Origin of the sequence: Serratia sp. G204Y, assembly GCF_051172435.1 — a bacterium.
In the GTDB taxonomy this organism is placed as follows: domain Bacteria; phylum Pseudomonadota; class Gammaproteobacteria; order Enterobacterales; family Enterobacteriaceae; genus Serratia; species Serratia sarumanii.
The window spans coordinates 19,306-42,795 of sequence record NZ_JBPIZA010000001.1 but is presented as its reverse complement, the minus strand read 5'-3'; the positions used below and the strand labels follow the sequence as shown (position 1 = coordinate 42,795).

The following is a 23,490-nucleotide window of genomic DNA, read 5'->3' as shown; positions in this document are numbered from 1 at the left end:
AGTGACGAGATAAAAGCCCTGCACCAAGTGTAGTCAGTGAGAGAAGAAAATTAATTTGCCTGCGATCGCCGTCATCGCGCTTCCCGCCATTTCACCCGCCGCCGCTTCGGGTTACAGTAGCCGCGAAAACAGGAGGGGTGATGGATCCGCAACGGCAAATTATCGACTGGCTGCAACAAGATGACGCGCGCATGGCCGCCCTGCGCACCGTGCGCCGGCTCGGCCTGAATGACTGGTGCCTCGGCGCCGGCTTCGTACGCAATCTGGTGTGGGATCGGCGCCACGGCTATGTGGAGCCCACGCCGCTCAACGATATCGACGTGATCCACTTCGATGCGGAGCGTGCGGACGCCGAGCGCGATCGCATGCTGGAGGCGCGGCTGCAGCAATGGCTGCCGCAGCCGTGGTCGGTCAAGAATCAGGCGCGCATGCATCTGCGCGGCGGCCGGGCGCCTTACCGCAACAGCGAAGAGGCCATCAGCTTCTGGACCGAAGTGGAAACGGCGATCGGCGCGCGCCTGAACGCCGACGACAGCCTCACGCTGGTGGCTCCCTTCGGGCTCGCGGCGCTGTTCGGCGACACCATCACCTTCAACGTGAAAAACGGCGATCGCGCTGCCTATGCCCAGCGCGTGCTCGACAAAGGCTGGCTGCAGCGCTGGCCGCGCCTGCGGCAGGTAAAGATTTAGCCGCCGCTGCCGATACCCTGAACAGCGATATACCGACTCAGGGAGAGCATCCATGTCGACCAGCATCACCATGATCGTACCGATCAAAAATACCGTTCCCGGCGTCAGCAACGTCTTCAGCGCGCCGGGCCATCAGGGCGAATTGCTGATGGCCAAACCGGTCAACAACCAGCCGGAAGGCGGCAAGGCGAAGAAAAGCGAAGGCGCCAACGGCAATGACGAACCGGCAAATCTCAACGAAAGCCGCGCCTCGGCGCGCATCAAGGCGCTGAACCGGCAGATTCAGGCTCTGCAGCAAAAGCTGGTGGAGCTGAAGGACTCCAGCGCCGATCCCAAAGAGATCGAGAAGCAGAAACAGCTGATCGAAGCGCAGATCAAGATGCTGCAGGCCGAGATCGCGCGCATCCAGAAAGAAGAAATGGAAAAGCAGCAGCAGGAGCAAATGGAAAAAGCCGCGGCGCAAGCCGGCGACGGCGTAAACCGCCCGACGCCGCTCAACGCGGTGGACGTCTATATCTGAGTCAATATTCCGCGTTTTCCTGCCGGCGCTGGTGCAGCAGCGCCGCCTGCTGACGCGCGACCTGCCAGATGGCCTCCGCCGCCGGCGTCAGCGAGCGATTTTTACGCCGCACCAGCATCAGCGCGCGATTGATCTCCGGCACCAGCCGCCGCACCCGGAGCCGCCCCCCTTCCGGCAGCGGCAGCGCCAACGCCGGGAAGATGCTGATGCCAATCCCTTCCGCCACCATCGGGAACAGCGTGGCCGGATGGCCGATTTCCTGCACCACCTGCGCCTCGACGCCCTGCTGCCTCAGCGCGCTGTCGATCAACGGCCGGCTGCCCGACGCGTAATCCTGCAACACCAGGCGGCAGCCGTTTAACGCCGACCAACGCACCTCTTGCTGCGCAGCAAACGGGTGGTCGTCGCGGCACAGCAGCAGGAACGGTTCATGCAGCACCGCTTCGCACTCCAGATCCACCGCCTGCACCGGATCGACCACGATGCCGAAATCCACCTCGGCGTTGCGCACGCTGTGCAGTACCTGCTGCTGCGCCTGATCGCGCAGCATGATGCGGATCTCCGGGTATTCGCGTTCGCCGGCGGCGATGCACTGCGGCATCAGATGGGCGGAAATGGTCTGGCTGGTCGCCACCCGCACCGTGCCGCTGCGCTGTACGCCAAAGCTGCGCGCATCCAGCAACGCGGCCTGCAGTTCGTCCAGCAGCCTTTCGACCCGGTTGGCCAGCCGCAGGCCGGCGTCGGTCAACACCACTTCACGCGTAGTGCGATCCAGCAGGCGCACGCCGACCTCCGCCTCCAGCTCTTTCACGCTGTGGCTGACCGCCGATTGCGTCAGGCCGATCGCCTCGCCGGCGCGGCTGAAGCTGCCGTGGCGGGTGACAGCGACGAACACCCGCAGCTGTTTGAGTGAGTAATTCATGTGTTTTATTCATATATAAATTAAATAAATCAATTTAATTATTATATGCTCACGCGGGAGAATAGCCCCATCGATTTTCTACCCGAGCGTATCGCCATGAGATTCCTGCCCGATCGTTTTACCCTGACGCTGATCGCCACCGTGCTGCTGGCTTCTTTCCTGCCGGCGCGCGGCGAGTTCGTCGGCTGGCTCAACGTCCTGACCATCGCCGCCATCGCCCTGCTGTTCTTCATGCACGGCGCCAAGCTGTCGCGCGAGGCCATCCTGGCCGGCAGCAATAACTGGCGGCTGCATCTGTGGGTGATGTTCAGCACCTTCATCATTTTTCCGGCGCTGGGGATGCTGTTCGCCTGGTGGGCGCCGATCGACGTCAGCCCCGAGCTGTACGCCGGTTTCATCTACCTGTGCATTCTGCCCGCCACCGTGCAGTCGGCCATCGCCTTCACCTCGCTGGCGGGCGGCAACGTGGCGGCGGCGGTGTGCAGCGCCTCCGCCTCCAGCCTGCTGGGGATCTTCGTGTCGCCGCTGCTGGTCGGCCTGCTGATGAACGTGCACGGCGATACCGGCAGCCTGCGGCAGGTGGGCTCGATCGTGCTGCAGCTGCTGGTGCCGTTCGTCGCCGGCCACCTGCTGCGGCCGCTGATCGGCGGCTGGATCGAGCGTCATCGCCCGCTGATCGGCAAAACCGACCAGACCTCGATTCTGCTGGTGGTGTACGCCGCCTTCAGCGAGGCGGTCACACACGGCATCTGGCATCAGGTGGGGATCGGTTCGCTGGCGTTTATCGTCGGCGGCAGCATCGTGCTGCTGACGATCGTGCTGGTGGTGAACACCTATATGGCGCGCTGGCTGGGATTCAGCAAGGCGGACGAGATCACCATCGTGTTCTGCGGTTCGAAGAAAAGCCTGGCAAACGGCATTCCGATGGCCAATATCCTGTTCCCGGCGGCGACGGTGGGGATCATGGTGCTGCCGCTGATGGTGTTCCATCAGGTGCAGCTGATGACCTGTGCGGTGCTGGCGAAAAGGTATCAGCGCAAGCAGCGGGCGCAACAGGCGGTACCCAACGCCAACGCGCAGGCGTCGCGCGGGTAAAAAAAGACGGGCCGGGGCCCGTCAGTTCAACTTTTCTTCAGCGGCTTGACCAGGTGGTCAAGCCCTTCGATTTTAATCGCCAGCGTCATCTCCATCAGCATGCCGAGCTTGCCTTTGGGGAATTCGCCCTTGCGGGCGAACCACAGCAGGTACTCTTCGGGCAGATCGATCAGCACCCGCCCCTGGTACTTGCCGAACGGCATCACGGTATTGGCGATCTCCAGCAGGTTTTCCTTTTCCATCAGTCACCCAGCAGGCGGATCATCTCCGCTTCGTCGATCACGGCGATACCCAGCTCCTGCGCCTTCGCCAGCTTGGAACCGGCCGCTTCGCCGGCGATCACCAAATCGGTTTTCTTCGACACGCTGCCGCTGACCTTGGCGCCCAGCGCCGTCAGGCGATCTTTGGCCTCGTCGCGCGACAGCTGGCTCAGCGAGCCGGTCAGCACCACGGTTTTGCCGGCGAACGGGCTGTCTATCTCTTCGGCGACCACCACCACCGGTGCCGGCCAGTGAATGCCGATCTCGGCGCCCACCAGCTCGTTGATCACCTGCTGATTGAGCGCTTCATCAAGGAAATTGCGGGTGTGTTTGGCCACCACTTCGCCGACGTCCGGCACCTCTTTCAGCGCCTCGATATCGGCGGCGAACAGCTTCTCGAGCGATCCGAAATGCGCCGCCAGATTGGCGGCGGTCGCTTCGCCGACCTCGCGAATGCCCAGCGCATACAGGAAACGGGCGAAGGTGGTCTGCTTGGATTTCTCCAGCGCATTGACCAGATTCTGCGCCGATTTCGGCCCCATGCGATCCAGGCCGGTCAGAATGCCGGCGGACAAGCGGAACAGATCGGCCGGATTCTTCACGTACTCTTTGTCCACCAGCTGCTCGATGATCTTGTCGCCCATGCCTTCAACGTCCAGCGCGCGGCGGGAAACGAAGTGCTTCAACGCCTCTTTGCGCTGCGCGCCGCAGATAAGACCACCGGTGCAGCGCGCTACCGCCTCGCCTTCCACGCGCTCAACGTCGGAGCCGCACACCGGGCAGTGCAGCGGGAACACCACTTCGCGCGCATCCTGTGGCCGGCGGTCTTCCAGCACCCCCACCACCTGCGGGATCACGTCGCCGGCGCGGCGCACGATCACCGTATCGCCGATGCGCAGCCCCAAACGCTCAATTTCATCGGCGTTGTGCAAGGTGGCGTTGCTGACGGTCACCCCGGCCACCAGCACCGGCTCAAGGCGCGCCACCGGCGTAATCGCGCCGGTGCGGCCAACCTGAAACTCCACTTCGCGCACTACGGTGATCTGCTCCTGCGCCGGGAATTTGAACGCCGTCGCCCAGCGCGGCGCACGCGCCACGAAGCCCAGCGTTTCCTGCAGATCGATGTCGTCAATCTTGATCACCACGCCGTCGATGTCGAAACCGAGCTGCGCGCGGTCCTGCTCGACCTGGCGATAAAACGCCAGCACTTCCTCGCTGCCGGTGCGGCGCTGGGCGCGATCGCTGACTGGCAGGCCCCAGGCCTTGAACTGCATCAGGCGCTCAAAGTGGCTGCGCGGCAGTTCGCCGCCTTCCAGCAGGCCGACGCCGTAGCAGAAGAAGGTCAGCGGGCGTTTGGCGGTAATGCGCGGATCGAGCTGGCGCAGCGAGCCGGCGGCGGCGTTGCGCGGGTTGGCGAACACCTTGCCGTCTTTGCGCCGGGCTTCTTCGTTCATCTGTTCAAAACCAGCCTGCGGCATGAACACTTCCCCGCGCACTTCCAGCCGGCGCGGGATGTTGTCGCCGGTCAGGCGCAGCGGAATGGCGCGAATGGTGCGCACGTTGGAGGTGATGTTTTCGCCGGTGGTGCCGTCGCCGCGCGTCGCCGCGCGCACCAGCTCACCGTCTTCGTACAGCAGGCTGACCGCCAGGCCGTCCAGCTTCAGCTCGCAGCAGAAGGTCAGCGGATCGCTGCTTTTGAGCCTGTCCTGCACGCGCTTGTAAAACGCCAGGAAGCTTTCTTCGTCGAACACGTTGTCCAGCGACAGCATCGGCACTTCGTGGCGCACCTGGTCAAACGCCGCCAGCGGCGCGGCGCCCACGCGCTGGGTCGGCGAATCGGCGGTGATCAACGCCGGATGCGCGCTCTCCAGCTCGCGCAGTTCGCGCATCAGGCGGTCATATTCCGCATCCGGCACTTCCGGCGCATCCAGCACATGATACTGGTATTCATGATGGCGCAATGTGGCTCGTAGTTGATTGATTTGTTGGATTATCGATTCCATGGCTCACCATCAAAGATAAAAAACCCCCGGCTAGCGGGGGCTTTGTTGTTACGGATGTTCTGTGCGCGCGGCAACCCGGTCAGGCGTTGTTTTCCAACACTTCACGGATGCGCGCTTTGTAGGTTTCCAGCTTCTGCGGCGTCATCATGCGGCGCTCGTCGTCCAGCACCACGCCGCCCACGTCGTCGGCGATGCGCTGTGCCGACTGCAGCATCAGCTTGAAGTTCTGATTGGCGTCGCCGTAAGACGGCACCATCATGAACATCGACACGCCCGGCGTGGAGAAGTCGGACATCATGTCAGGATCGAACGATCCCGGCTTGACCATGTTCGCCAGGCTGAACAGCACCGGGCCGCTGCCGGCCGGGCTGATATGGCGGTGGAAGATACCCATTTCGCCAAACTGGAAGCCGGCCTGCAACACGCTCTGCAGCAGCACTTCGCCGCCGATCACGCCGCCCTGGTGGGCCGCGACGTGCAGCACCAGCACGGTCTCTTTCAGTTTAGCCTGAATTGGCGCAGCCGCCGGCTGCGGTGCAGGTTCCGGCGCAGGCTTCACTTCCGGCGCTGGCTGCACAGAGGCCGGCTCGGCGTGGAATGCCGGTTCCGCCACCTGCGGCACCTCATGTTCATGCGGCAGATCGTCGACGCGCGGCTCACGGCGCGCGGCCGGTTGCGGTTGCTGCGGTTCGGCCGGTTCTTCGTCCGGCGCGTAGTTGTTCAGCAGGATGTCATCATACTCCGGCCGCTGAGACAGCGGAGGCGGCGTCTGATGGGCAGCCGGCTGAACGGCGCGGGGCGCCGGCGCAGCCGCCGGAGCGGGCTTCGGCGCGGCCACGGGTTCTTCGCGTGCGGCATCGAAATGGCCGAATGACGGCTCGTCTTGCGGGTGAGCGGCGCGTACGCGCACCTCACCGACGCCTTCTTCAAGATCGTCGATCGGAGTTTGTTCACGTTCCTTTTGGGAACGTTTGGCTGGGCGATCGCGGAAGAGCGCTGACCGTTCTTTGCGACTGGTCCACAGACCGTGCAATAACAGCGCTATTATGGCGATCGCGCCAACAACGATTAATATCAGACGCAAATCCTGCATCATTGCTATCTCTGTTGTTCCAATACATTGCCACCGCGGCAAACATTCACTCTTTAACTCTATTTGCCCGCGCACACAAGTGCAAGTCCGTGCTGAACTTTATGCCAATAAAGATGATTATACTGCCTTTTTCTGCTGGTTTTTCAGCCAACCCTACCCTAGCCAGTGGAAAATCATCCCTATATGATAATGATGCCTGTTCAGACAACGAGATAACTTAAGATATGTCCTATACGCAGCCCCCTTCCCGTTCGACCAGCGGCATTCACTATTTCGCCGAGGGTTGGCGCCTGATTTCGCGCCCGGGGATTAAACGCTATGTGGTCCTGCCGTTGCTGGTCAACGTGCTGCTGATGGGTTCCGCTTTCTGGTGGCTGTTCAGCCAACTCGGCGACTGGATCCCGGCGATGATGAGCCACGTTCCCGACTGGCTGCAATGGTTGAGCTACCTGCTGTGGCCGCTGGCGGTCATTTCGGTGCTGTTGGTGTTCAGCTATCTGTTCAGCACCATCACCAACCTGATCGCCGCGCCGTTCTGCGGCCTGCTGGCCGAGCAGCTCGAAGGCCGCCTGACCGGCAAACCGCTGCCGGACACCGGCCTGCTCGGCATCGCCAAAGATTTGCCGCGCATCATGGCGCGCGAATGGCGCAAGTTGATGTATTACCTGCCACGCGCGCTGCTGCTGCTGGCGCTGTACTTCGTGCCCGGCATCGGCCAGACGGTGGCGCCGGTGCTGTGGTTCCTGTTCAGCGCCTGGATGCTGGCGATCCAGTATTGTGACTATCCGTTCGACAACCACAAGGTGAGCTTTGCCGACATGCGCCGCGCCTTGCGCCAGCACAAACCCGCTAACCTGCAGTTCGGCGCGCTGGTCAGCCTGTTCACCATGATCCCGATCCTCAACCTGGTGATCCTGCCGGTCGCCGTCTGCGGCGCCACCGCCATGTGGGTCGATCGCTACCGCTCACAGTTCGTCCGATAACCGCCGCTTTTTACCGCCGATAGCGCGGGAATTTTCGACAGGGCGCGCATTTCGCGCCCTTATCATTGTGCTTAAAACTTATTTCCTAATAACATATAGATATACCAATTCTTTACTTCCCTGCCGGTACTGTTAGCGTATGCTTTCGATGTTCCCCACATTTTCATAGAGTTAAAGGACGGGCTATGAGCAAGATATATGAAGACAACTCATTAACAATCGGCCATACGCCGCTGGTTCGTCTGAACCGTATCGGCAACGGACGCATTCTGGCCAAGGTTGAATCACGCAACCCGAGCTTCAGCGTCAAATGCCGCATCGGTGCCAATATGATTTGGGATGCGGAACAACGCGGCGTGTTGACCGCCGGCAAAGAGCTGGTGGAGCCGACCAGCGGCAACACCGGCATCGCGCTGGCCTTCGTTGCCGCCGCACGCGGTTACAAGCTGACGCTGACCATGCCGGAAACCATGAGCATCGAGCGCCGCAAGCTGCTCAAGGCGCTGGGTGCCAATCTGGTACTGACCGAAGGGGCGAAAGGCATGAAAGGCGCCATCGCCAAAGCGGAAGAGATCGTCGCCACCGACCCGAATCGTTACCTGATCCTGCAACAGTTCAGCAACCCGGCCAACCCGGCGATCCATGAAAAAACCACCGGCCCGGAAATCTGGGAAGACACCGACGGCGACGTCGACGTATTCATCTCCGGCGTCGGCACCGGCGGCACGCTGACCGGCGTCAGCCGCTACATCAAGAACACCAAAGGCAAGGCCATCACCACCGTGGCGGTCGAGCCGACCGACTCGCCGGTCATCAGCCAGGCGCTGGCCGGTGAAGAGCTGAAACCGGGCCCGCACAAGATCCAGGGCATCGGCGCCGGCTTCATTCCGGGCAACCTCGATCTGGATCTGGTGGATCGCGTCGAGAAAGTCTCCAACGACGAGGCCATCAGCATGGCGCGCCGCCTGATGGACGAAGAAGGCATCCTGGCGGGCATTTCCTCAGGCGCAGCGGTCGCGGCGGCGGTGAAACTGGCCGAAGAACCGGCGTTCGCCGACAAGACCATCGTGGTGATCCTGCCCTCTTCCGGCGAACGTTACCTGAGCACCGCGCTGTTCGCCGATCTGTTCACCGAGCAGGAATTGCAGCAGTAATTCCGCCACTGCACAAATCGCTAAAAAAGCACCCTGCGGGGTGCTTTTTTGTGGACTGGATCAAACTTTATAGCAGTCCAAGATTGCTTTTGCCCGCCGGCTTTAGTATTTAACGGTGCATTATTTCGATGCGCAAAATTAATCCCCCCTGAGCCCGGTCAAGGCTGAATCGATTTACTCATCTGTCGCCGACGCGGCGAATCGGGCATAATGGGGAGCGGATTGGAACGACGTCTAAAGCCGAGTTTTTTGATCTGAAGTGCCTAACGCGTCGTTTTCTGTTGCATCAACGTTCGCCCCTGTCCATAGTCAGGCGCTATAACCAGACAAGCTAAAGTCAGGCCCCTGGGCTAAACTTTAGCTCCACAACATTAATCCAATAAGTTGGGGAAACATCAATGTTCCAGCAAGAAGTTACTATTACCGCTCCGAATGGTCTGCATACTCGCCCTGCCGCTCAGTTCGTTAAAGAAGCCAAAGGCTTCGCGTCTGACATCACCGTGACCTCCAACGGCAAAAGCGCCAGCGCTAAAAGCCTGTTCAAACTGCAAACTCTGGGGCTGACTCAAGGGACCGTAGTGACAATCTCCGCTGAAGGTGAAGACGAGCAGAAAGCCGTTGAGCACTTGGTAAAACTGATGGCAGAGCTTGAGTAATCGGCCCGTCTTTTTAGTTAACACCAGTCAAGAGTAAGGTAGGGTTATGATTTCAGGCATTTTAGTATCACCGGGCATCGCTTTTGGTAAGGCTCTCTTGCTGAAAGAAGACGACATCGTCATCAACCGGAAGAAAATCTCTGCTGATCAAGTAGAGCAGGAAGTCTCGCGTTTTCTGGCCGGCCGCGCGAAAGCGTCCGAACAGCTGGAAGCGATCAAGACCAAAGCTGGCGAAACCTTCGGCGAAGAGAAGGAAGCTATCTTCGAAGGCCACATCATGTTGCTGGAAGACGAAGAGCTTGAGCAGGAAATCATAGCCCTAATCAAAGACGATCTGGCCTCCGCAGACGCCGCCGCCTACACCGTGATCGAAGGTCAGGCGAAAGCGCTGGAAGAGCTGGACGACGAGTACCTGAAAGAACGCGCCGCCGACGTGCGCGACATCGGCAAGCGCCTGCTGCAGAACATTCTGGGCATGCCGATCGTCGATCTGGGCTCCATTCAGGACGAAGTGATCCTGGTGGCCACCGATCTGACCCCGTCCGAGACCGCGCAGCTGAACCTGGACAAAGTACTGGGCTTCATTACCGATCTCGGCGGCCGGACTTCCCACACCTCTATCATGGCGCGCTCCCTGGAGCTGCCGGCGATCGTCGGTACCAGCGACGTGACCAAGCAGGTGAAAAACGACGACTACCTGATTCTGGATGCGGTTAACAACCAGATTTACGTTAACCCGACCGCTGACGTTATCGATCAGCTGAAAGCCGCCCAGAACCAATACATCACCGAGAAAAACGATCTGGCCAAGCTGAAGGACCTGCCGGCGATTACGCTGGACGGCCATCAGGTTGAAGTCTGCGCCAACATCGGCACCGTGCGCGACGTCGCGGGTGCAGAGCGCAACGGCGCGGAAGGCGTCGGCCTGTATCGTACCGAGTTCCTGTTCATGGACCGCGACTCGCTGCCGACCGAAGACGAGCAGTTCCAGGCTTATAAAGCCGTGGCGGAAGCCATGGGCTCGCAGGCCGTGATCGTCCGTACCATGGACATCGGCGGCGACAAAGACCTGCCGTACATGAACCTGCCGAAGGAAGAGAACCCGTTCCTCGGCTGGCGCGCCATCCGCATCGCGATGGACCGCCGTGAAATCCTGCACGCCCAGCTGCGCGCCATCCTGCGCGCCTCGGCGTTCGGCAAACTGCGCATCATGTTCCCGATGATCATCTCCGTGGAAGAAGTGCGCGATCTGAAAGGCGAAATCGAGACGCTGAAAGCGCAGCTGCGCGAAGAAGGCAAGGCGTTTGACGAGAGCATCGAAGTGGGCGTGATGGTGGAAACACCGGCTGCGGCGGTCATCGCTCACCACCTGGCGAAAGAAGTCGACTTCTTTAGTATTGGGACAAACGATCTAACCCAGTATACTCTGGCGGTAGATCGCGGCAACGAGCTGATTTCTCATCTCTATAACCCGATGTCCCCATCAGTGCTAGGCCTGATCAAACAGGTTATTGATGCATCTCACGCGGAAGGCAAGTGGACCGGCATGTGCGGCGAACTGGCTGGCGATGAGCGTGCTACACTGTTGTTATTGGGCATGGGGCTGGATGAGTTCAGCATGAGTGCGATTTCAATCCCGCGCATCAAGAAAATTATTCGTAACACGAATTTCGAAGATGTGAAGGCGTTGGCAGCGCAGGCCTTGGCACAGCCAACGGCACAAGACCTGATGAATTGCGTCAATAAATTCATCGAAGAAAAAACGCTCTGCTAAACTTCCACGACACTGGAACGCCGCCCAATTTAATGCTTAGGAGAAGATCATGGGTTTGTTCGATAAACTGAAATCTCTGGTTTCTGATGACAAGAAAGACACGGGCACTATCGAGATCGTCGCTCCCCTTTCTGGCGAAATCGTCAATATCGAAGATGTGCCGGACGTAGTGTTCGCTGAAAAAATCGTTGGCGACGGTATCGCCATCAAACCGGCCGGCAACAAAATGGTTGCTCCGGTTGACGGCACCATCGGCAAGATTTTCGAAACCAACCATGCATTCTCTATCGAATCCGACAGCGGCATTGAGCTGTTCGTCCACTTCGGCATCGATACCGTAGAACTGAAAGGCGAAGGCTTCAAACGCATCGCCGAAGAAGGCCAGCGCGTCAAGAAAGGTGACGTCGTTATCGAGTTCAACCTGCCACTGCTGGAAGAGAAAGCCAAGTCTACCCTGACGCCGGTCGTTATCTCCAACATGGACGAGATCAAAGAGCTGATCAAACTGTCCGGCAGCGTGACCGTTGGCGAAACCCCGATTATCCGCATCAAGAAGTAAGCGCGGATGAGCAAGAAAAACGGCGCCCTCGGCGCCGTTTTTTTATCCCCTTCGTCGTATCCCGATTTCGCTACGTTATGACGGCCAGCGCGGGATGCGCAGGGTAATGACAAGCCCCTCTTTATCGCCGTTGCGCGCCTCAACCTGGCCGCCGTGCGCCAGCACCACTTTGCGGGTAATCGCCAGCCCCAGGCCGTAGCCCTTGCCCGACAGCGCCGACTTCACGCGCACGAACGGATCGAAGATGCTCGACAGCTTCGCCTCCTCGACCCCCGGCCCCTGATCGCTGACCGCGATCTGAAACTGGTTATCGACGCGCGTGAGCGCCACCGTCACCCGCTGGCCGTGGCTGGAAAAGCGCAGCGCATTACGCACGATGTTGTCCACCGCTCGCCGCATCAGCTCCGCATTGCCCTTGACGGTGTACTCCACGTCCGACTCGGCCTGCAGCACGATATCCACGCCGGGCACCTGCGCCTCGTAGCGCGCATCGCTCACCACCGCATCCACCAGGCCGTACAGATCGAAATACTCCTCGTCCGGCAGGCTGCTGTGTTCGGTACGCGACAGCGCCAGCAGCTCGCCGATCATTTTGTCCAGCCGCCCCGATTCGTGTTCGATGCGCTTGAGCGAGGTTTCAACGTTGCCGGCATTCTGCCGCGCCAGGCCGATCGCCAGCTGCAGGCGCGCCAGCGGCGAACGCAGCTCGTGCGAAACGTCGTGCAACAGCTGCTCGCGGGCGCTGACCAGCAGTTCCAGCCGCTCGGCCATGGTGTCGAAATCGCGCGCCACGTCGGACAGCTCGTCATGGCGGCGCCGCATCTTCGGGAACAGCCGCACCGACAGATCGCCCTGCGCCACCCGATCCAGACCGCCGCGCAGCTGACGCATCGGCCGGGTCAGGTTCCAGGCCAGCACGGCGCTGAACAGCAAACCGCCCAGCCCGCCGACCCACAGCATCGGCGCAGGAATGTTGAAGAAGTGGGAACGCCGCTCCGGCCGATACTCTTCCCGCAGCCCGCGCACGTTATAACTCAGCCAGTATCCCTGCCCTTCCCCGGTCTGCACCCAGGCAGAGATCTCTTTCGGCATCCGCCGCCCTTCAAACGCCGGTTCTTCCGGCGCGGGCGGCGGCGGTTGGGTCATCGGCGTCACCGACAGCAAACGCCTGTCGTCCTCGGGCCAGTCGCGCATCAGGGCTTCCAGCGCCGACATGCCACCGCTGCGCAACTGGGTGGCGGCCGAGGCCAGCTGCAGGCCGATCACCCGCCGCGCCATGGCGTTCTCCGGCGGCACATAGCGATCGCCATAGAGAGAAAACGCCACCCACAGCGCCTGCGTCATGATGAGGAAAGTCAGCCAAAAGCCGAGCAAAATTTTCCAGAACAGTCTTCCGCGCATATCAGGTTACCGAATGCGATAGCCGATGCTGCGCACCGTCTCGATAATGAGCTTACTGCCAGCCAACGCGCTCAGCTTCTGGCGGATATTGCTGATGTGCACGTCCACGCTGCGGTCATAGGCCTCGCGCGGGCGCCCCAGCCCCTTCTCGGACAGTTCGTCCTTCGACACCACGCGATCCGGCGCGCGCAGCAACAGCTCCAGCAGATTGAATTCCGAAGCGGTCAAATCAAACGCCTTGCCGCGCCATTCGCTGCTACGGGTTGAAGGGTTCAGCGTCAGCTCGCCGAAGCTGATGGCGGCCTCGTCGTCCGCCTCTTGCGGCCGCTCTTCGAAACGGCGCAGCACCGCGCGCAGACGCGCCACCAGTTCGCGCGGGTAGCACGGCTTGGGCATGTAATCGTCGGCGCCCATCTCCAGACCAATCACCCGATCGATGTTGTCGCCTTTGGCGGTCAGCATGATGATTGGCAACCGGCTCTTTTTACGCACGTCGCGCAGCACGTCGATGCCGCTCATGTCCGGCAGCATGATATCGAGGATCATCGCGGTATAGTCGCCCGACAGCGCGCCCTCTACTCCCGCCTTGCCGGTCAGCACCAGCGTGGCGTCGAAGCCTTCGCCCGTCAGGTATTCGCTCAGCATGGTGCCGAGCTCCAGGTCATCGTCGACCAGTAAAATTTTCATGCCTTGCTCCTTCACCGATTTTCGTTATTTTCCCGCCAATTCCGCCGGCCCGCAGCCGGTTTTACTCAATCCTTACACATCGCCGTTCGCGTCTCGCCACCGTTAGTGTGGCTGCTGTCGCGCGATTTCTCTACTTCAGTCAGGGCATTGGCATGCAGACAGGCGCCAGCCGCCATGCTGGCGGGGCGGCTATGCCGTCGGTCAAAAGGGAAGTGAGAGGGGGTTTCCCGGCGGAACGCGCCGCCGGGAGGGCACATTCAGTCGAACACGCCGGTGGAGAGGTAACGGTCACCGCGATCGCAGACGATCGCCACCACGACGCTGCCGGGATGGGCCGCCGCGACGCGCAGGGCGCCGGCCACCGCGCCGCCGGAGCTGACGCCGCAGAAGATGCCTTCACGCTGCGCCAGCTGGCGCATGGTCTGCTCGGCATCGCGCTGCTCGATATCCAGCACCTGATCCACCAGCTCCGGGCGGAAAATGCCCGGCAGGTAAGCGGGCGCCCAACGGCGAATGCCGGGAATGCTGCTGCCTTCCGCCGGCTGCAGGCCGATGATCTGCACCTGCGGATTCTGGCTCTTCAGGTAACCGCCCACGCCGGTAATGGTACCGGTGGTGCCCATGCTGGAAACGAAGTGCGTGATGCGCCCTTCGGTCTGGCGCCAGATCTCCGGGCCGGTGGTGGTGAAGTGGGCGTAGGGGTTGTCGAGGTTGTTGAACTGGTCCAGCACCTTGCCCTGCCCCTGGCGCTGCATCTCCAGCGCCAGATCGCGCGCCCCTTCCATTCCCTGCTCACGGCTGACCAGGATCAGCTCGGCGCCGTAGGCGCGCATCGCCGCCTGCCGCTCCAGGCTCATATTCTCCGGCATCAGCAGCTTCAGCGTATAGCCTTTGAACGCGGCGATCATCGCCAGCGCAATGCCGGTGTTGCCGCTGGTGGCCTCGATCAGCACGTCGCCGGGCTTGATCTCGCCGCGCAGCTCCGCCTGCTGGATCATCGCCAACGCAGCGCGATCCTTCACCGAGCCCGCCGGGTTATTGCCTTCCAGTTTGACCCATACCTCGCTGCCCGCCTGGGCGGCCAGCCGTTGCAGTTGTACCAGCGGGGTATTCCCGATGCATTGTTCGAGCGTTGTCACGATCTTTGCCTGTGTGTTGGTGTGCGTAAAGTAAAAAGGCAACCCGGGGGTTGCCTTGAATAAAAGGGCAGCTAAAACCTATCAGGCGCTTTTGGCTAACGCAACAGGTTGCAGCAGTTGATCGCCGGCATACAGCCGCGCATTGAGGCTGCCGACGTAATAACGGCCGCCGCGCACCGGGGTTGGGTTGCCTTCCGGCAACACCACGCCGATCGGCTCCTGATGCCAGCCGATTGGCTGCACCGTCAACTGCCAGAAGTGGCCACGCGGGCTGACTTCCAGCACCTGCACCGGCAGCGGGCAGCGCTCGCTGCTTTCGGTCGCCACTTCCATTTCCCACGGGCGCAGGAACAGATCGACGCTGCCCTGGTGCATCGGCTGGAACGACAGCGGCCACTGGTGCGCGCCGACGAACAGCTGGGAGCCGCGGATCTCGCCGTTCAGGCGGTTCACTTCCCCCATGAACTCCAGCACGAAGCGGCTGGCCGGTTCGCGCATGATCTCTTCCGGCGAGCCTACCTGTTCGATATTGCCCTGGCTCATCACCACGATGCGGTCGGCCACTTCCATCGCCTCTTCCTGATCGTGGGTGACGAACACGCTGGTGAACTTCAGCTCTTCGTGCAGCTGACGCAGCCAGCGGCGCAGCTCTTTGCGCACCTGCGCATCCAGCGCGCCGAACGGTTCGTCCAGCAGCAGAATTTGCGGTTCCACCGCCAGGGCGCGCGCCAACGCCACGCGCTGTTTCTGGCCGCCGGACAGCTGCGACGGATAGCGGTTGGCCAGGTGGGCCAGCTGCACCATTTCCAGCAGCTGGGTGACTTTCTGTTTGATCGCCGCAGCGTTCGGGCGCTCGCGACGCGGCAGCACGGTCAGGCCGAAGGCGATGTTGTCGAACACCATCATGTGGCGGAACAGCGCATAGTGCTGAAATACGAAGCCCACGCGCCTGTCGCGCGCGTGCATGTGGCTGACGTCGGTGCCGTGGAAGCCCAGCTTGCCGCCGCTCTGGCTTTCCAGCCCGGCGATAATGCGCAGCAGCGTGGTCTTGCCGGAACCGGACGGCCCGAGCAGCGCCACCATCTCACCGGAAGCAATATCGAGCGAGATATCGTTCAATACCTTGGTGCGACCGAAGTACTTGTTGATGCCGTTAATCTCAATGCTCATGATTTTCCTCCCGCTCGAGACGCGCATTTTGACGTTCCAGACGCCACTGCAGCGCGCTCTTCAAAAATAGGGTAACGATCGCCATCAGGGTCAACAGGGCGGCGGCGGTAAAGGAGCCGACGGTGTTGTAATCCTGCTGCAACAGCTCGACCTGCAGCGGCAAGCTGTAGGTTTCGCCGCGAATCGAACCGGACACCACCGACACCGCGCCGAACTCGCCGATGGCGCGCGCGTTGGTCAGCACCACGCCATACAGCAGCGCCCAGCGAATGTTGGGCAGCGTCACGCGGCGGAACATTTGCCAGCCGGACGCCCCCAGCAGAATGGCGGCCTCGTCTTCCTGGCTGCCCTGGCTGAGCATCATCGGCACCAGCTCGCGCACCACGAAGGGGCAGGTGACGAAAATGGTCACCAGCACCATGCCCGGCCAGGAGAACATGATCTGGATGTTATGCGCATCCAGCCAGCCGCCCAGCAGGCCGTTGCTGCCATAAAACAGCAGGTAAATCAGCCCCGCCACCACCGGTGAAACGGCGAACGGGATATCGATCAGCGTCAGCAGCAGCTGGCGGCCGGGGAAAGTGAAGCGCGTCACCAGCCACGCCAGCAACGTGCCGAACACCAGGTTGAACGGCACGGTGATCAGCGCGATCAACACCGTCAGCCAAATGGCGTGCAGCATGTCCGGATCGAGCAAGTTGCTCCACATCGCGCCGAATCCTTTGGAAAAGGCCTCGGCGAAAATCGATATCATCGGCACCACCAGCAGCAGCACCGAGAACAGCGCGCCGATGGCGATCAGCGTCCACTTGCCCCAGTTGACGCGCGGGCGCTCGGCGCCGTTGAAGGCGGAAACATCAGCCATCAGTGCCCTCCTCCCAAGCGTCTGCCGAAGCGGCTTTGCAAGACGTTAATGCTGAACAGCAGCAGCAGCGACGCCGCCAGGATCACCGAGGCGATGGCGCTGGCCGCCGGATAATCGAACTCCTGTAAACGCACAAAAATCATCAGCGAGGTGACTTCCGTCTTCCAGGCGATATTGCCGGCGATGAAAATCACCGCGCCAAACTCGCCCAGGCTGCGGGTAAAGGAGATGGCGGTGCCGGCCAACAATGCCGGCGCCACCTCGGGCAGCACCACGCGGCGGAAGCTCTGCCAGCGCGTGGCGCCCAGCGTCTCGGCCGCCTCTTCGTATTCCGGCCCCAGCTCTTCCAGAACCGGCTGCACGGTGCGCACCACAAACGGCAGGCTGGTGAACGCCATCGCTACCGCGATCCCAAGCCAGGTAAAGGTGACCTTGATGTCGAAGTGCGCCAGCCACTGACCGTACCAGCCGGTGGTGGAAAACAGGCCGGCCAGCGTCAGGCCGGCCACCGCGGTCGGCAGCGCGAACGGCAGATCGATCAGGCCGTCCAGCAGCGAACGGCCGGGAAAACGGTAGCGCGTCAGGATCCAGGCCATCAGCATGCCGAACACCGCATTGAACAGGCTGGCGACGCCGGCCGCCAGCAGCGTCACTTTATACGCCGCCACCACCTGCGGGTTGGAAATCACTTCCCAGTATTGCGCCAGGCTCATCTGCGCCAGTTGCATCACCAGCGCGGTGAGCGGCAGCAGCAGGATCAAACAGGTATAAAACAGGCTGCTGCCGAGGCTGAGGCCAAATCCGGGCAGCACCCGCTTACTGGACGACAACGCCAACATTTACTTGCGCCCTGCCGCTAACAGCTGATCCAGCTCGCCGCCGGTGGCGAAGTGGGTTTTCATCACCTGCGGCCAGCCGCCGAATTGATCTTCCACGCGGAACAGTTGGGTGTCCGGGAATTGCCCCTTCGCCGCCGCCATCGCTTTCTGGTCATACACGCGATAGTAGAAACTGGTGATCACCTGCTGCGCCGCCGGGCTGTAGAGATAGTTCAGATAGGCTTTAGCCGCCTGTTCGGTGCCGTTGCGCTCGACGTTTTTGTCGATCCAGGCCACCGGGAACTCCGCCAGAATATCGACCGGCGGCACGATCACTTCGTACTTGTCTTCACCGTATTGCTTGCGGATGTTGTTCACTTCGGACTCGAAGCTGATCAGCACGTCGCCCAAGCCGCGCTCAACGAAGGTGGTGGTCGCGCCGCGGCCGCCGGTATCGAACACCAGCACGTTTTTCAGGAATCGGGTCATGAAGGCGCGGGTCTTGGCCGCGTCGTTGCCGTCGGCCTGGCTGGCGGCGCCCCAGGCGGCCAGATAGGTGTAACGGCCGTTGCCGGATGTTTTCGGGTTCGGGAACACCAGCTTCACGTCGTCGCGCACCAGATCGTTCCAGGTGTGGATACCCTTCGGGTTGTCCTTGCGCACCAGAAACGCCATGGTGGAATAGAACGGCGAACTGTTGTTCGGCAGGCGCGCCTGCCAGTCCGCCGGGATCAGCTGCCCGCGATCGTGCAGGATTTGCACGTCGGTGACCTGGTTGTACGTCACCACGTCGGCGCGCAGGCCCTGCAGGATCGCCAGCGCCTGCTTGGAGGAACCGGCATGCGATTGTTTGATGGTCAGCTTGTCGTTCGGATGCTGTTGATTCCACTGCTGTTCAAAGCCGGGATTCAACGCGACGAACAATTCACGGGAAACGTCATAAGAGCTGTTCAGCAATTCCGCCGCCGACGCGGCGCCGCTCGCCAACAGCGCAGCCGCCAGCCAACCTTTCAGCACGAGATTTTTAACCCGGTTTTGTTTCATTCTGCACCTTATCACTGAGTCATTCCTTCAGGCTTTCGCCTTATTGACGACCAGTGTATTTATAACTCGGTGCGGAGCTGTAACGCTTTTATATACCGTTTAGTGATTTACAAGCATCAAACGCTATAAGGCAGGGAATGCGAGGTGTTTTCGGGGCGGGAAAACGGGCCGAAGCCGGGCGTGCCGGCTTCGGCAACGGCGTCAAAGTGACAGCAGGCGAGTCAGCGATGGCGCGAAGTAGTAGCTGCCGGTCACCGCACGGCTGAAACGCAGCATCGCGTCGCGTTTGCCGTCCAGATCGCCGAACATGCTCAGCAGCTGCTGCTCAATATTGTGCAGGCGTGCGCAATAGGCGATGAAGAACAGGCCATGCTTGCCGCTGGCGGTGCCGTAAGGCAGGCTCTGGCGCAAAATTTTCAGGCCTTTGCCATCCTCTTTCAGATCGACGCGGCTGACGTGCGAGGTATCCGGGCGCTGGTCGGCCGGCAGCTCTTCGCTGTCGTGCTTGGTGCGGCCGATAATCTGTTCCTGCTGTTCGGTGGTAAAGCGCTGCCACTGGCGCAGGTTGTGCTCGTAACGTTGCACCAGCACGTAGCTACCGCCTGCGTCCTCTTCGCCTTCGGCGATCGTCGCCACTGCCGGGCGCTGCTCGCCCTGCGGATTTTCGGTGCCGTCGATAAAGCCGCTCAAATCGCGCTCTTCCACCCAGCGGAAACCGTGGGTTTCTTCTTCAATCTTGATGGCGTTGCCGAACGCCGCCAACGCGGCCTGCGCCAGCGTGAAGTTGACGTCATGGCGCAGCGACTGGATGTGGATCAGCATATCGCGCTGGGTGGCTGGCGCCAGCCCTTTGCCGAGCGGCGTGAACGGCTTCAGCTCTTGCGCGCCCTGGCCGCTGGAGAGATCGTGCCAAACATCGTAGCCGAAAGCGATCACCGCGCCGAGGCGCGCATCGGGGAACTGCTGCTGCAGCTCGCTCAGCGTCTGACAAAACTGCTTGCAGCCCTGGCGCAAGTCGGCGAACTCGCCCTGTACGCTGGCTTCCATAAAAATGGCGAAACGGCAGTGCTCCAGCAGAATGCCGCTCTGAACCTGTGTCATGTTGTTATCCTCAATACCAGAATCCGGCAACAGGTAAGGTATGGCGGTTGACGCGCGGGTTCCCTGTTACAAACGCGCGCTATCATACCGCAAGCACGGGCGATTGCCTTGCAGCAGCGCAAAGAAAATAGGGGTAATGGCTTGAAAAGACAGGCGCCGCGAACCGACGCCCGTTGAACGCGTTACTGCTGCGGCTTGGCGTGCCAGATGATTTTGCTGACCGTCCAGCTTTTCAGGGTGTCGTCCGGCGGGATGATATCCTGCGCCCCGGCCCACTTGCCGCTGAAGATGTAGGTGACGTACTTGCTCTGCTCCGCCACGCACTCCACTTTACCGGCGTCTTCGCCGCTGCCCGGTTTACAGGAACCGAACGCCTTGCTGTACATGTCGCCGAACGGCGTGCCGAGCTTGTTGCCCCACTCCGTCGCCACTTGCGGATCCAGCACGTCTACCCGCTGCAGGCGCCCTTTCGGTTCGCCGGTGATCACCAGCTTCACCTCGTCGCCGGACAGCGCCTGGTAATAAGAGACGATCTGGCCGTTGCTGGTCGCCATGCCGCCGCGCAGGCGGTAGTTGCCGTCCAGCCCGTCGTTGATGGCGCTTTCCGACATCGGCGTGCCGGCGTTGAGCTTGCCGACGCCCTTGGCGCCGACCTCCAGGCTGCTGCCGAACCAGTTGAACGGCGACAGGCTGGACCAGGAAAAATTGGACATGCTCGAACAGCCGGTCAGTAACAGCGGAAGCCCTAACAGCAGGGGGCGAATATTCATCTCTAGCTCCTTAAACATCAATGGCACGGGGCGGTAACCCGCCCCCGCCGCACTCGGCATTTTGCTGCGTGCCAGCCTCTCACAACGGCCCGCACTACGCCAACGGTTGCCAGCTTGGAGTGCGGAAAATGCGAAAAGTGCCGCACTTCTCGGCAATTAGTCGGCGTGCTCCGCCGGCGCAAAGCAGGCTTTCAGGCGCGCATTCAGCAACAGATAGCTTAGCGCCAGCGCATCGAGCAGCGCCAACGCCAGCTCCAGCCCCGGCGCATCGCCGTCCTGGTGCCACAGGCTGAACAACGAGCCGCCGAGCGACGCCAGCAGGGAGACAGCCAGCCCCCAGCGCCAGCCGCGCCACAGCCGCGGCCATTGGTGGCGGCGGCCGCTTAGCAAAAACGCCAGCGCCGCCGGCAGGCCGAGCAGCATGCCGTACCAAAAACGTTGGGTATCCGGATAAAATAGCGCCAGCAAGCTTTCGCCCTGCTCGCGCGAAGCGCCGGCCATCACGAACAGCAGCCAGGTGCGCGCCTGCAAAATCAACACGGCCCAAAATCCCAGCGGCAGCCGCAGCGCGCCGTGCTGGTCGTAATCGTCCGGGGAAAACCGGGGTGAGAATGGCTTCAACGATCGTTCCTTGCCAACAGAATAAAGACTATGGCTACAGATGGGCGCCGGCGGCGAGAATTTCAATGCGTCGGCTTAAGAAGCTCTTAAGATCGGTGTGTTTTAATCGTTAGCACTTAACAAGCAGCCCGATATCAGCGGGATGTGATTTTCGATAACGATGATAAGGAAGCGCAACATGAAAAAACTGACTCTGGCCGCTCTGATCGCGCTGTGCAGCGCACCGGTACTGGCGCAGCAAGGCGGGTTCCTCGATCCGGCCGCGCCGCAGGCTCAAACGCAAACCACCGCACAAGGCGGTTTCTCCGGCCCCAGCGCGGCGCTGACCACCGTGGACAAGGTGAAATCGCTGAGCGACGACACTTGGGTGATGCTGCAGGGCAATATCGAGCAGCGCATCGGCGACGACACCTATACCTTCCGCGATGCCACCGGCACGCTGACGGTCGAAATCGATCGCAAGCGCTGGAACGGCCAAACCGTTACGCCGAAAGACAAGGTGCAGTTGGAAGGCAAAGTGGATAAAGACTGGAGCAGCGTCGAAGTGGACGTGAAAACCGTCAAAAAGCTGCCGTAATGCACTGCGGCGGGCGGTGCAACGCCGCCGCCCGCCGCCCGCTCAATATTCCTGATCTTCGATCAGCCGCTTGCCCAGGCTGGTGATGCCCTGGATCTCGTAGCCGAGCTTCTCGTACATCTCGACCACCGTGTCGTTGTCTTCGCGCACCATAATCTGGATCTTCGGGCAGCCACGGGCGATCAATTTCTTCTCCAGACGGTTGATCAACGCATTGGCGATGCCGCGCCCGCGATAGTCGGGATGCACCCCGAGGTAATACGCCGAGCCGCGGTGGCCGTCATAGCCGCCCATCACCGAACCGACCACTTCGCCGCCGACTTCCGCCACCAGGAACAGCTCCGGATCGTGGTTCAGCTTGCGCTCGATGTCCATTTCCGGATCGTTCCAGGGCCGCAGCAGATCGCAGCGCTCCCACAGGGTAATGACTTCTTCAAAGTCGTCTTGTCGAAATACGCGAATTTCCATCGATGTTGGCCGCTGTTAATTAAGGTGTTTATCTGATTATCGCGTGATTATTCACTTACGCAATATCAAACTGCGATTTACCGCGCTATTTGCCCAGAAATCGCCGGTAACAGGCGTAATAAATGGAAATAGTTATCGGGTCGATTAATGATTATCAATACGATATAACGTCGCAAAATAGAAACGTCGACGGAGCGTTGCGTAATGAAAAAGCAAGGTAAACCCTTCCTCAATTTTAAACCGCTTGCCGTTTCCCCGACGCGACGCCAACTTTTGCTTTCCGGCCTAGCGGTGGCGCTGCTCGGCGTGAAAAGCCAACGCGCCAGGGCGGAAGGCCTGCTGCGCAATCAACACAGCAAGCCGGCGGCGAAACCGGCCGGTGCCAAGAAGCTGGTGATGATCGATCCCGGCCACGGCGGCATCGACTCCGGCGCGGTCGGCCACGAAGGCTCGCAGGAAAAACACATCGTGCTGGAAATCGCCAACCACGTGCGCCGTTTTCTGCATGAGCGCGATCACGTCGAGGCGCGCCTGACGCGCGAAGAAGACGAATTCATTCCGCTGTTCCAGCGGGTGGAGATCGCCCACCAGCACCAGGCCGACCTGTTCATTTCGATTCACGCCGACGGCTTTACCAGCCCATCGGCCTCCGGCGCTTCGGTGTTCGCCCTGTCCAACCGCGGCGCCAGCAGCGCCATGGCGCGCTACCTGTCCAACCGTGAAAACGCCGCCGACGACGTGGCGGGCGGTAAATACAAGGATCAGGACAACTACCTGCAGCAGGTGCTGTTCGATCTGGTGCAAACCGACACCATCAACAACAGCCTGACACTCGGCCGCCACGTGCTCGGCCAAATTCGCCCAGTACACCATCTGCACAGCGACAGCACTGAACAGGCGGCGTTTGCGGTGTTGAAATCGCCGTCCATTCCCTCGGTGCTGGTGGAAACCTCGTTCATCACCAACCCGAACGAAGAGCGGCTGCTGGGCACCACCGCGTTTCGCGAGAAGATTGCCCGCGCCATCGCGGACGGCATCGTTAACTTCTTCGACTATTTCGACGCCCACCAACGCAAACCCCGCTGATGCCGCGGGCGGCGAATAAGAGTATACTCAGCGCC

The 23,490-nt window shown here is 61.0% G+C and carries 25 protein-coding genes; 10 read left to right on the top strand and 15 right to left on the bottom strand.

Annotated elements, in window-relative coordinates:
- Nucleotides 1-140: 140 nt before the first annotated feature.
- Both ACSBQQ_RS00215 and ACSBQQ_RS00210 read left to right on the top strand, forming a co-directional pair.
- Entirely contained in the window at nt 141-689 is a 549-nt protein-coding gene (locus ACSBQQ_RS00215; protein ID WP_033649834.1) for a nucleotidyltransferase family protein, read from the top strand.
- A 52-nt stretch (nt 690-741) separates the two neighbouring features.
- Nucleotides 742-1,209 carry a FlxA-like family protein gene (locus tag ACSBQQ_RS00210; RefSeq protein WP_033649835.1) on the top strand — a complete coding sequence of 156 codons (468 nt, stop codon included), beginning with the start codon at nt 742-744 and terminating at the stop codon, nt 1,207-1,209.
- Nucleotide 1,210: 1 nt separating this feature from the next.
- Here the strand turns inward: ACSBQQ_RS00210 and ACSBQQ_RS00205 are convergent, their stop codons facing one another.
- Complete coding sequence (locus tag ACSBQQ_RS00205; protein ID WP_043147791.1) at nt 1,211-2,131, bottom strand: LysR family transcriptional regulator; 921 nt, start codon at nt 2,129-2,131, stop codon at nt 1,211-1,213.
- Between the two features lie 96 nt (nt 2,132-2,227).
- Here ACSBQQ_RS00205 and ACSBQQ_RS00200 point away from each other — a divergent pair, with 96 nt between their 5' ends.
- Nucleotides 2,228-3,226 (top strand): bile acid:sodium symporter family protein, encoded by a 999-nt coding sequence (locus tag ACSBQQ_RS00200; RefSeq protein WP_039564848.1) that lies wholly within the window; start codon nt 2,228-2,230, stop codon nt 3,224-3,226.
- Between the two features lie 26 nt (nt 3,227-3,252).
- On the opposite strand, the gene ACSBQQ_RS00195 is transcribed toward ACSBQQ_RS00200, so the two are convergent.
- The 3 genes from ACSBQQ_RS00195 to zipA all read right to left on the bottom strand — a co-directional run bounded on the left by ACSBQQ_RS00195 (nt 3,253) and on the right by zipA (nt 6,585).
- Entirely contained in the window at nt 3,253-3,468 is a 216-nt protein-coding gene (locus ACSBQQ_RS00195; protein ID WP_004936441.1) for a DUF3820 family protein, read from the bottom strand.
- Nucleotides 3,468-5,489 (bottom strand): NAD-dependent DNA ligase LigA, encoded by a 2,022-nt coding sequence (gene ligA / locus ACSBQQ_RS00190; RefSeq protein ID WP_033654989.1) that lies wholly within the window; start codon nt 5,487-5,489, stop codon nt 3,468-3,470. Before ligA ends, ACSBQQ_RS00195 begins: the two co-directional genes overlap by 1 nt.
- A gap of 79 nt (nt 5,490-5,568) precedes the next feature.
- Entirely contained in the window at nt 5,569-6,585 is a 1,017-nt protein-coding gene (gene zipA / locus ACSBQQ_RS00185; RefSeq protein WP_060427682.1) for a cell division protein ZipA, read from the bottom strand.
- 221 nt (nt 6,586-6,806) lie between these two features.
- Between zipA and cysZ the strand changes: the two genes are divergently transcribed.
- From cysZ to crr, 5 genes are all read left to right on the top strand, one after another.
- Complete coding sequence (cysZ, locus tag ACSBQQ_RS00180) at nt 6,807-7,565, top strand: sulfate transporter CysZ (protein WP_060427680.1); 759 nt, start codon at nt 6,807-6,809, stop codon at nt 7,563-7,565.
- Between the two features lie 185 nt (nt 7,566-7,750).
- On the top strand, nt 7,751-8,719 hold the full coding sequence (gene cysK / locus ACSBQQ_RS00175; protein WP_033635454.1) for a cysteine synthase A: 969 nt from the start codon (nt 7,751-7,753) through the stop codon (nt 8,717-8,719).
- Between the two features lie 398 nt (nt 8,720-9,117).
- Nucleotides 9,118-9,375: a phosphocarrier protein Hpr gene (gene ptsH / locus ACSBQQ_RS00170; protein WP_033635455.1), complete on the top strand. Its 258-nt coding sequence runs from the start codon at nt 9,118-9,120 to the stop codon at nt 9,373-9,375.
- A 46-nt stretch (nt 9,376-9,421) separates the two neighbouring features.
- The gene (gene ptsI / locus ACSBQQ_RS00165) at nt 9,422-11,149 is read left to right on the top strand and encodes a phosphoenolpyruvate-protein phosphotransferase PtsI (protein ID WP_004936461.1); all 1,728 of its coding nucleotides are present in this window, start codon (nt 9,422-9,424) and stop codon (nt 11,147-11,149) included.
- 49 nt (nt 11,150-11,198) lie between these two features.
- On the top strand, nt 11,199-11,708 hold the full coding sequence (gene crr, locus ACSBQQ_RS00160; protein ID WP_004936467.1) for a PTS glucose transporter subunit IIA: 510 nt from the start codon (nt 11,199-11,201) through the stop codon (nt 11,706-11,708).
- A gap of 75 nt (nt 11,709-11,783) precedes the next feature.
- Here the strand turns inward: crr and ACSBQQ_RS00155 are convergent, their stop codons facing one another.
- The 10 genes from ACSBQQ_RS00155 to ACSBQQ_RS00110 form a co-directional block, all read right to left on the bottom strand.
- Nucleotides 11,784-13,109 (bottom strand): ATP-binding protein, encoded by a 1,326-nt coding sequence (locus tag ACSBQQ_RS00155; RefSeq protein ID WP_039564844.1) that lies wholly within the window; start codon nt 13,107-13,109, stop codon nt 11,784-11,786.
- Nucleotides 13,110-13,115: 6 nt separating this feature from the next.
- Complete coding sequence (locus tag ACSBQQ_RS00150; RefSeq protein ID WP_033635459.1) at nt 13,116-13,796, bottom strand: response regulator transcription factor; 681 nt, start codon at nt 13,794-13,796, stop codon at nt 13,116-13,118.
- Between the two features lie 257 nt (nt 13,797-14,053).
- Nucleotides 14,054-14,935 (bottom strand): cysteine synthase CysM, encoded by an 882-nt coding sequence (cysM, locus tag ACSBQQ_RS00145; protein WP_039567071.1) that lies wholly within the window; start codon nt 14,933-14,935, stop codon nt 14,054-14,056.
- A gap of 81 nt (nt 14,936-15,016) precedes the next feature.
- Nucleotides 15,017-16,105 carry a sulfate/thiosulfate ABC transporter ATP-binding protein CysA gene (gene cysA, locus ACSBQQ_RS00140; RefSeq protein WP_060427678.1) on the bottom strand — a complete coding sequence of 363 codons (1,089 nt, stop codon included), beginning with the start codon at nt 16,103-16,105 and terminating at the stop codon, nt 15,017-15,019.
- On the bottom strand, nt 16,095-16,970 hold the full coding sequence (gene cysW / locus ACSBQQ_RS00135; protein WP_033635461.1) for a sulfate/thiosulfate ABC transporter permease CysW: 876 nt from the start codon (nt 16,968-16,970) through the stop codon (nt 16,095-16,097). Before cysW ends, cysA begins: the two co-directional genes overlap by 11 nt.
- Entirely contained in the window at nt 16,970-17,809 is an 840-nt protein-coding gene (cysT, locus tag ACSBQQ_RS00130) for a sulfate/thiosulfate ABC transporter permease CysT (protein WP_019453852.1), read from the bottom strand. The genes cysW and cysT overlap by 1 nt, the downstream gene beginning before the upstream one ends.
- Nucleotides 17,810-18,832, bottom strand: coding sequence for a sulfate ABC transporter substrate-binding protein (locus tag ACSBQQ_RS00125; protein WP_033635463.1), 1,023 nt, complete (start codon nt 18,830-18,832; stop codon nt 17,810-17,812).
- Nucleotides 18,833-19,033: 201 nt separating this feature from the next.
- Entirely contained in the window at nt 19,034-19,933 is a 900-nt protein-coding gene (locus tag ACSBQQ_RS00120; protein WP_033635464.1) for a Dyp-type peroxidase, read from the bottom strand.
- Between the two features lie 182 nt (nt 19,934-20,115).
- Complete coding sequence (locus ACSBQQ_RS00115; protein ID WP_033635465.1) at nt 20,116-20,703, bottom strand: RpoE-regulated lipoprotein; 588 nt, start codon at nt 20,701-20,703, stop codon at nt 20,116-20,118.
- Between the two features lie 156 nt (nt 20,704-20,859).
- Nucleotides 20,860-21,324: a DUF2919 domain-containing protein gene (locus tag ACSBQQ_RS00110; protein ID WP_033649848.1), complete on the bottom strand. Its 465-nt coding sequence runs from the start codon at nt 21,322-21,324 to the stop codon at nt 20,860-20,862.
- Nucleotides 21,325-21,502: 178 nt separating this feature from the next.
- On the opposite strand from ACSBQQ_RS00110, the gene ACSBQQ_RS00105 reads away from it, so the two are divergent.
- Nucleotides 21,503-21,901: a YgiW/YdeI family stress tolerance OB fold protein gene (locus ACSBQQ_RS00105; protein ID WP_016926776.1), complete on the top strand. Its 399-nt coding sequence runs from the start codon at nt 21,503-21,505 to the stop codon at nt 21,899-21,901.
- 42 nt (nt 21,902-21,943) lie between these two features.
- Here ACSBQQ_RS00105 and ACSBQQ_RS00100 read toward each other — a convergent pair whose 3' ends face one another.
- A complete protein-coding gene (locus ACSBQQ_RS00100; protein ID WP_004936504.1) occupies nt 21,944-22,369 on the bottom strand; it encodes a GNAT family acetyltransferase in 426 nt (141 codons plus the stop codon).
- Between the two features lie 204 nt (nt 22,370-22,573).
- On the opposite strand from ACSBQQ_RS00100, the gene amiA reads away from it, so the two are divergent.
- Nucleotides 22,574-23,455, top strand: a complete 882-nt coding sequence (gene amiA, locus ACSBQQ_RS00095) for an N-acetylmuramoyl-L-alanine amidase AmiA (protein ID WP_033654993.1) — start codon at nt 22,574-22,576, stop codon at nt 23,453-23,455.
- Nucleotides 23,456-23,490: the final 35 nt, after the last annotated feature.

Bases quoted from the DNA above. Each gene is read 5' to 3' on its own strand.
- ACSBQQ_RS00210 (WP_033649835.1), top strand. From the start codon at position 742: ATGTCGACCAGCATCACCATGATCGTACCGATCAAAAATACCGTTCCC.
- cysW (WP_033635461.1), bottom strand. From the start codon at position 16,970: ATGGCTGATGTTTCCGCCTTCAACGGCGCCGAGCGCCCGCGCGTCAAC.
- ACSBQQ_RS00120 (WP_033635464.1), bottom strand. From the start codon at position 19,933: ATGACACAGGTTCAGAGCGGCATTCTGCTGGAGCACTGCCGTTTCGCC.
- ACSBQQ_RS00195 (WP_004936441.1), bottom strand. From the start codon at position 3,468: ATGGAAAAGGAAAACCTGCTGGAGATCGCCAATACCGTGATGCCGTTC.
- ptsH (WP_033635455.1), top strand. From the start codon at position 9,118: ATGTTCCAGCAAGAAGTTACTATTACCGCTCCGAATGGTCTGCATACT.
- ACSBQQ_RS00155 (WP_039564844.1), bottom strand. From the start codon at position 13,109: ATGCGCGGAAGACTGTTCTGGAAAATTTTGCTCGGCTTTTGGCTGACT.
- ACSBQQ_RS00205 (WP_043147791.1), bottom strand. From the start codon at position 2,131: ATGAATTACTCACTCAAACAGCTGCGGGTGTTCGTCGCTGTCACCCGC.
- ACSBQQ_RS00100 (WP_004936504.1), bottom strand. From the start codon at position 22,369: ATGGAAATTCGCGTATTTCGACAAGACGACTTTGAAGAAGTCATTACC.
- cysA (WP_060427678.1), bottom strand. From the start codon at position 16,105: ATGAGCATTGAGATTAACGGCATCAACAAGTACTTCGGTCGCACCAAG.
- ACSBQQ_RS00115 (WP_033635465.1), bottom strand. From the start codon at position 20,703: ATGAATATTCGCCCCCTGCTGTTAGGGCTTCCGCTGTTACTGACCGGC.
- amiA (WP_033654993.1), top strand. From the start codon at position 22,574: ATGAAAAAGCAAGGTAAACCCTTCCTCAATTTTAAACCGCTTGCCGTT.
- cysK (WP_033635454.1), top strand. From the start codon at position 7,751: ATGAGCAAGATATATGAAGACAACTCATTAACAATCGGCCATACGCCG.
- crr (WP_004936467.1), top strand. From the start codon at position 11,199: ATGGGTTTGTTCGATAAACTGAAATCTCTGGTTTCTGATGACAAGAAA.
- ACSBQQ_RS00200 (WP_039564848.1), top strand. From the start codon at position 2,228: ATGAGATTCCTGCCCGATCGTTTTACCCTGACGCTGATCGCCACCGTG.
- cysZ (WP_060427680.1), top strand. From the start codon at position 6,807: ATGTCCTATACGCAGCCCCCTTCCCGTTCGACCAGCGGCATTCACTAT.
- ligA (WP_033654989.1), bottom strand. From the start codon at position 5,489: ATGGAATCGATAATCCAACAAATCAATCAACTACGAGCCACATTGCGC.
- cysT (WP_019453852.1), bottom strand. From the start codon at position 17,809: ATGTTGGCGTTGTCGTCCAGTAAGCGGGTGCTGCCCGGATTTGGCCTC.
- ACSBQQ_RS00105 (WP_016926776.1), top strand. From the start codon at position 21,503: ATGAAAAAACTGACTCTGGCCGCTCTGATCGCGCTGTGCAGCGCACCG.
- ACSBQQ_RS00215 (WP_033649834.1), top strand. From the start codon at position 141: ATGGATCCGCAACGGCAAATTATCGACTGGCTGCAACAAGATGACGCG.
- zipA (WP_060427682.1), bottom strand. From the start codon at position 6,585: ATGATGCAGGATTTGCGTCTGATATTAATCGTTGTTGGCGCGATCGCC.
- ACSBQQ_RS00150 (WP_033635459.1), bottom strand. From the start codon at position 13,796: ATGAAAATTTTACTGGTCGACGATGACCTGGAGCTCGGCACCATGCTG.
- ptsI (WP_004936461.1), top strand. From the start codon at position 9,422: ATGATTTCAGGCATTTTAGTATCACCGGGCATCGCTTTTGGTAAGGCT.
- ACSBQQ_RS00125 (WP_033635463.1), bottom strand. From the start codon at position 18,832: ATGAAACAAAACCGGGTTAAAAATCTCGTGCTGAAAGGTTGGCTGGCG.